We start from the raw sequence: 6,126 nt of genomic DNA on the forward strand, positions 1-6,126 counted from the left end.
CTGGACGTGCAGCTTGTCACCGTCCCCGCAGGTTCCACTGCCGATGTGGATACCTGGGATGATGCCGCCGCACTTGGAGTTGACGCCGGAAGCCGGGACGCGGGCCAGAACCGGAGCGGCAGCAGTTGAATTGGGAGGCAGTTCTTGAAAAGCCAGGATGAAACGCTGGAGGAATGGTGCAGGTCCCTGCTCCAGGCTTATGAGCTTGAGGACGTCCAGGTGGACGTCAACGCCATCCTCGCGCTCGCGGGTGTAGCTGCCCACTCCGTAGTGCGGCCCGCGGCGCCACTCACCACCTTCATCGCCGGCTACGCTGCCGGCCTGGCCTCAGCGTCCGGGAGCAGCACAGATGCCGCATCAATGGAAGGGGCGCTGGATGTGGCACGTTCCCTGGCGGTGGACTACGATGCTGAAGCCGCCGGGACTCCCGGCGAATGACCGAGGAGCCCGGGGAAGGACGGAGTTCAACCGAGCTGCCGGAAGCGCCGGAGCGTCTGGACCATACGTGGGAAGAAGCCCGGCGGGCCGCTTTTGATGCAGCCACCCCGATTCCTGCCGGGCCGGTTCCCCTGGCCCTGGCCCTGGGCCGCAGGTTGGACCGGGACATTATGGCGTTGCAGGATATGCCCCACTACGCGTCCTCGGCCATGGACGGCTGGGCGGTTAACGGAACCGGGCCATGGATCATGGTGGAGCCCGGCGCCCCGCTGGCGCCGCACCAAGCCAGCCCCATCGTGACCGGCGGGCTCATTCCTCCCGGCGGTAAAGCGGTGCTGCGCAGCGAGAGCGCCGTGCTCAGCAAAGACGACGACGGCTTGCCAGTCTTGACGACCGGAGGAACCGCCAAGCCCGGTGAGCCGCGGAACGGCCAGCACATCCGCAAAGCCGGGGAGGAAGCGCTGGCGGGGGACATCCTGGTCAAGGCAGGTACGGACCTTAACCCTGCACATCTCGCAGTGGCTGCCCTGGCCGGCTACGACGAGTTGCAGGTCCAAGGGAAACCCCTGGTCCGGCTCCTGCTGACCGGCGGCGAGGTAATAGGCCAGGGAATTCCAGATCCCGGCCAGGTGCGCGATACCTTTGGGCCGCAATTGCCGGCCGTTGTGGGCATGCTGGGAGGAATAGCGGGGGGACAGCAGCGGATCGGGGACTCCTATGAGGAGTGGCTCGCCGCCTTGGAAGACGTGGTGCCGGAGGCGCCGGGCGCTCCGGATCTGCCGGCCGACGTCGTTATCACCACTGGCGGGACGGGACGCTCAGGCACGGACCACCTCCGCCAGGCGGTGGCGGAACTGGGCGGACGGCTCGTCATCGACGGGATCGCGATGCGGCCAGGCCACCCCGCCGTCCTGGCGGAACTACCGGACGGCCGTTTCGTACTCGGCCTCCCCGGGAACCCCCTCGCCGCAATGATGGCGCTGTGCACCGTGGGGGCCCCGCTGCTCGCCGCGCTCGGCCACGGCAGCCTGCCCGAAATCCGGGAGGTGCCCTGCGGAAGCACCATTGAACCCGATCCGGGACGCACCCGGCTGATGCCTTTCCGGCTCCTCTATGGCATGGCCTCTCCGGCGCAGCACACGGGCCCGGGTATGTTGCGCGGGTTGGCGTCGGCGGCCGGCGTGATGGTGGTGCCTCCGCACGGGGTCCAGCTCGGCGAACCGGTGCCGGCGTTCGCGTTGCCCTGGGGACCACCCATCCCGGCGGTTGCGGAGCCTGCCGGCAAGGCCAAGCCGAGGAACGCGGCCCGGCCAGGCAGGACGGCAGGCAAAGCGGCTGCCGGCAGCCCCGTGGACTGGAGCGCGCTTCTTGGCTGATGACGCTCCGATGCCCGGCTGGTATCCCGCTGCGTCAGTTGTCATGATGGACATATGAAAAGGCAGGGGTGGCTATGGGCCGCGTGACCCAGCGCCGCAAGGTGCATAAGTATGTGCTCGACGGATCTCCGAAGGCGCTCGAGTTCCCGGTACGGCACCGTGAGGATGTCCTCGCCGTGGAGGAGCCGCTGGAGATCAGGTTGGGCCAGCTCTCCTTCTCTGTCACCATGCGAACCCCGGGCGACGACTTTGACCTGGTGGCCGGTTTCCTGGTATCGGAGGGCATCATTTGGACCTCCGAGCAGCTTGTGTCGCTGCGTTTCTGCGCCGGGGAAGATGAAAACGGCGTCCAGACATTCAATGTGGTTGAGGTCCAGTTGCGGCGCGATGTCACTGTTCCGTCCATTGGCCGCCACATCTATACATCGAGCTCCTGCGGCATTTGCGGAACCGATTCGGTGGAGTCCGTCCAAAAGTCCTCGCACTACAGTCCCGCAGCGGATCCCCTGACCATCGATGCCGAACTCCTCGCGTCCCTGCCGGGCCTGCTGCGGAAGTCCCAGCGCCTTTTCGAGGATACGGGCGGAGTGCATGCGGCCGGGCTGTTCAGGATCCAGGACGACGGCGGCGTGGAGCTTATGTGCCTCCGGGAAGACGTAGGCCGCCACAATGCCGTGGACAAGGTGGTGGGCTGGGCCTTGCGCGAAGGACTGCTGCCGCTGCGCGGAACGGTCCTCCAGGTATCAGGGCGGGCCTCCTTCGAGCTTGTACAGAAAGCGGCCCTGGCGGGAATCCCGGTGCTTGCTGCAGTCAGTGCTCCTTCCAGCCTTGCTGTTGAGCTCGCAGAGGCCAGCGGTTTGACTCTCGCCGGGTTCAGCCGGGGAACCAGCCTCAACATCTACGCCGGGGACCACCGGATCGTCAGGCCGGTTTCCCAGACCCCCGCCGGCGCGCTGCACTGACTATCGCTCCGCCAAGGCCATCTTATTCCGGGACCGCTTTCAGGGATGTTATCCGCAGGGATTGGCGAGTAGGCTACCAGTGGGTAATTTTATCCACCGAATGGACGCCATGGTCCACGTTTCCAGTGCTTAAGAGGGCCAAAATTGCATGACGACCGACGGATTACGGAAGTCCGCCTCGAAAGGTTTGTCCGCGAACGCATCAGTACCGCCGTATACAGCAGGAGCCTCCCCCTCACGCTGAGCAGCTGGGACGTGCCGGACGAACCGGTGCCGGCGCTGGAGGCCATGCGGCAAAAGTTCCAGGCGCAGGAACATGGCGCGCCCTGGGGAAAGCCCTGGGGTACCAAGTGGCTCCACCTGCAGGGTGAAGTCCCTGAGTTCTGGGGCACGGAACCGGACACGACCGTTGAAGTGGTGGTTGACCTTGGCTTCACCATCGAAGTGCCCGGCTTCCAGTGCGAGGGCATCGCCTGGCGTGCCGACGGCACCATCATCAAAGCCGTGTCACCCCGGAACCAATACATTCCGCTGAAGCTGCTGGGAGGCGGCATGGCTGTGGACTTCTACGTGGAGGCCGCCGCCAACCCTGATGTCGCGCAGGGCTGGACGTTTGCGCCCACGCCGTACGGTGACAAGTCGACGGCCGGGACAGCACCGCAGTACAGGCTGGGAGCCATTGCCATCGCCGAGTTGAACCGGACTGTCTGGGAACTCCAGCAGGACATCTGGACCCTGTCCGGCCTGATGGCGGAACTGCCCCTGGAGCTTCCTCGGCGACATGAAATCCTCCGCGCGCTTGAGCGGATGATGGATGTGATGGACCCCGACGACGTTGCCGGAACCGCAGCTGCCGGACGCGAAGCGCTCGCTGAAGTGATGGGCAGGCCTGCCTATGCTTCCGCCCATCAGCTCGTTGCCACGGGCCATGCGCACATCGACTCGGCCTGGCTTTGGCCCGTCCGGGAGACCATCCGCAAATGCGCCAGGACGTTCTCCAACGTGGTGGCGCTGATGGATGAATACCCCGATTTCGTTTTCTCCTGCTCATCTGCCCAGCAGTTGGCTTGGATCAAGGAGTTCTACCCTGAACTCTTCGGCCGGATCCGGGAAAAGGTGCGTGCAGGGCAATTCGTTCCTGTTGGCGGCATGTGGGTGGAATCGGACACCAACATGCCCGGCGGCGAGGCCATGGCACGGCAGTTCGTGGAGGGGAAAAGCTTCTTCCTGGCCGAATTTGGTGTCGAGTGCAGGGAAGCGTGGTTGCCGGACTCCTTCGGATACTCGGCGGCCCTGCCACAGATCGTCAAGTCTGCCGGCAGCCGGTGGTTCCTCACCCAAAAGATCTCCTGGAACCAGACCAACAGGATGCCGCACCATACCTTCAACTGGGAGGGAATCGACGGCACCAGGCTCTTCACCCACTTCCCGCCGGTTGATACCTACAATTCCCAGCTCAGCGGACGCGAACTGGCCCACGCGGAGCGGAACTACCGTGACCACGGCCGTGGAACGGTGTCGCTGGTGCCCTTCGGCTATGGCGACGGCGGCGGCGGCCCTACCCGGGAGATGCTGGCGGCGGCTGCCAGGACGGCGGACCTTGAAGGCTCGCCGAGGGTACGGATCGGATCCGCGGAGAGCTTCTTCCAGCAGGCGGAGGACGAATATCCGTCCCTGCCGGTGTGGGTGGGCGAGATGTACCTCGAACTGCACCGCGGCACCTACACCAGCCAGGCCAGGACCAAGAAGGGCAACCGGCGCAGTGAACACCTGCTGCGCGAGGCGGAGCTGTGGTGCACGACGGCCACAGTCCGTACCGGGGGTTCCTTTGCCTATCCCGCTGCCGAGCTCAAGAAGCTGTGGCGGCTGGTGCTGCTGCACCAGTTCCATGACATCCTTCCAGGCAGTTCCATCGCCTGGGTGCACCAGGACGCCGAACGGAATTACCAGGCCGTCGAATTTGCCCTTGAAACATTGATCGCCCAGGCAGCCAAGGCAGTCCTTGGCCGCGGGGAGCGGCAGTTCCTGCTGAACGCCGCACCGCACGCCCGTGACGGGGTGCCGGCGCTGGCAGCAGGGGAGCCGCTGGCATCGCCATTACCCGCCCGTGCCGCCGCCCGCGACGATGGCTTCGTGCTGGACAACGGCATCATCCGGGCAGTTCTGGACGCAGACGGTTTGCTCACTTCACTTCAGGACTGCGCGAGCGGACGCGAGGCGATTGCCCCGGGGGAGCGCGGCAACTTGCTGGAGCTGCACCGTGACACCCCCAACGAGTGGGACGCCTGGGACATTGACGAGTTCTACCGCCGCAACGTCACACCGTTGACCTGCGCGGAGTCGGCGCGGCTCGCGGACGATGACGGCGAAGCTGCCGTGGTGGTGGAGCGGGTGGCAGGATCATCTGCCATTACCCAGCGCATCAGCCTGGCCGCCGGGAGTCCCTCCCTTTCCATCATCACGTCAGTGGACTGGCAGGAGCGGGAAAAGCTGTTGAAGCTTGGTATCGCGCTGGACGTACGGGCGGACCGGTCGGCGGCCGAGACGCAGTTCGGTCACGTCTTCCGCGCCACCCATACCAACACGTCCTGGGAAGCCGCCAAGTTCGAAATCTGCGCGCACCGCTGGATCCACGTGGCCGAGCCCGGCTACGGCGTCGCAGTGTCCAACTCGTCAACCTACGGCCACGACGTCACCAGGAACATCAGGGAAGCCGACGGCGGCACCACCACCACAGTGCGTATGTCACTGCTGCGAGGCCCGAAGTTCCCGGATCCGGACGCCGACCGCGGACTTCACGAGCTGACAGTCACCATCAGGCCCGGCGCTGACATCGCCGATGCCGTCCAGGAAGGCTATCGGACGAACCTCGCTCCGCGGCTCGTCACTGGCGCCGCGCCGGTGGATCCGCTGTTTTCCGTGTCAAACCCTGCCCTGGTCATCGAGGCGGTAAAGCTGGCCGAGGACGGCTCCGGGGATGTGGTCCTCCGGTTGTACGAGTCGTTGGGGCAGCGTTCCGCGGGACGGCTCTCAGTGAACTTTCCGGTCCAGCAGGTGGCAGCCGTCGACCTGCTGGAGCGCCCCGTGCAGGCGACCGGCGTCGAAGCAGGGCCGGAGGGAGCGGATTTGCTCCTGCGGCCGTTCCAGTTGGTTACGCTGCGGTTTGTCCGTCCCTAGCACCCCGGCTTAGCCGCATGCGTCCTGGCAATAGAGCAGAAAGGGCCTTAAATGGCTGAGTGGGGGCGGTCCCCAACGGCCGCCACCACTCATCCCCCCAAAGCATGCAAAGGCCCCCGGGAGCCACATCGTTCAAGAAAGTATCCCCGTTCGTAAACGCCCCGGCTCCCACC

Annotated in this window: 4 protein-coding genes; all 4 read left to right on the top strand. The window is 65.5% G+C overall.

Annotation, left to right across the window (positions count from 1 at the left end; all coding sequences use genetic code 11):
• Positions 1–144: 144 nt before the first annotated feature.
• The 4 genes from AC5RWX_RS29095 (at position 145) to AC5RWX_RS29110 (ending at position 5,953) form a co-directional block, all read left to right on the top strand.
• Positions 145–438: a DUF6457 domain-containing protein gene (locus tag AC5RWX_RS29095; RefSeq protein WP_494099710.1), complete on the top strand. Its 294-nt coding sequence runs from the start codon at positions 145–147 to the stop codon at positions 436–438.
• Positions 435–1,814: a molybdopterin molybdotransferase MoeA gene (locus AC5RWX_RS29100; protein ID WP_494099711.1), complete on the top strand. Its 1,380-nt coding sequence runs from the start codon at positions 435–437 to the stop codon at positions 1,812–1,814. The genes AC5RWX_RS29095 and AC5RWX_RS29100 overlap by 4 nt, the downstream gene beginning before the upstream one ends.
• A gap of 74 nt (positions 1,815–1,888) precedes the next feature.
• Positions 1,889–2,776 carry a formate dehydrogenase accessory sulfurtransferase FdhD gene (gene fdhD, locus AC5RWX_RS29105; protein ID WP_494099712.1) on the top strand — a complete coding sequence of 296 codons (888 nt, stop codon included), beginning with the start codon at positions 1,889–1,891 and terminating at the stop codon, positions 2,774–2,776.
• A gap of 144 nt (positions 2,777–2,920) precedes the next feature.
• A complete protein-coding gene (locus AC5RWX_RS29110) occupies positions 2,921–5,953 on the top strand; it encodes an alpha-mannosidase (RefSeq protein WP_494099713.1) in 3,033 nt (1,010 codons plus the stop codon).
• Positions 5,954–6,126 lie beyond the last annotated feature (173 nt).

Source organism: Arthrobacter sp. SPT-J7, from assembly GCF_059089965.1.

What these genes read in the sequence shown, in the direction of transcription:
- AC5RWX_RS29100 (WP_494099711.1), top strand. Translation starts at nt 435, where the DNA reads ATGACCGAGGAGCCCGGGGAAGGACGGAGTTCAACCGAGCTGCCGGAA.
- fdhD (WP_494099712.1), top strand. Translation starts at nt 1,889, where the DNA reads ATGGGCCGCGTGACCCAGCGCCGCAAGGTGCATAAGTATGTGCTCGAC.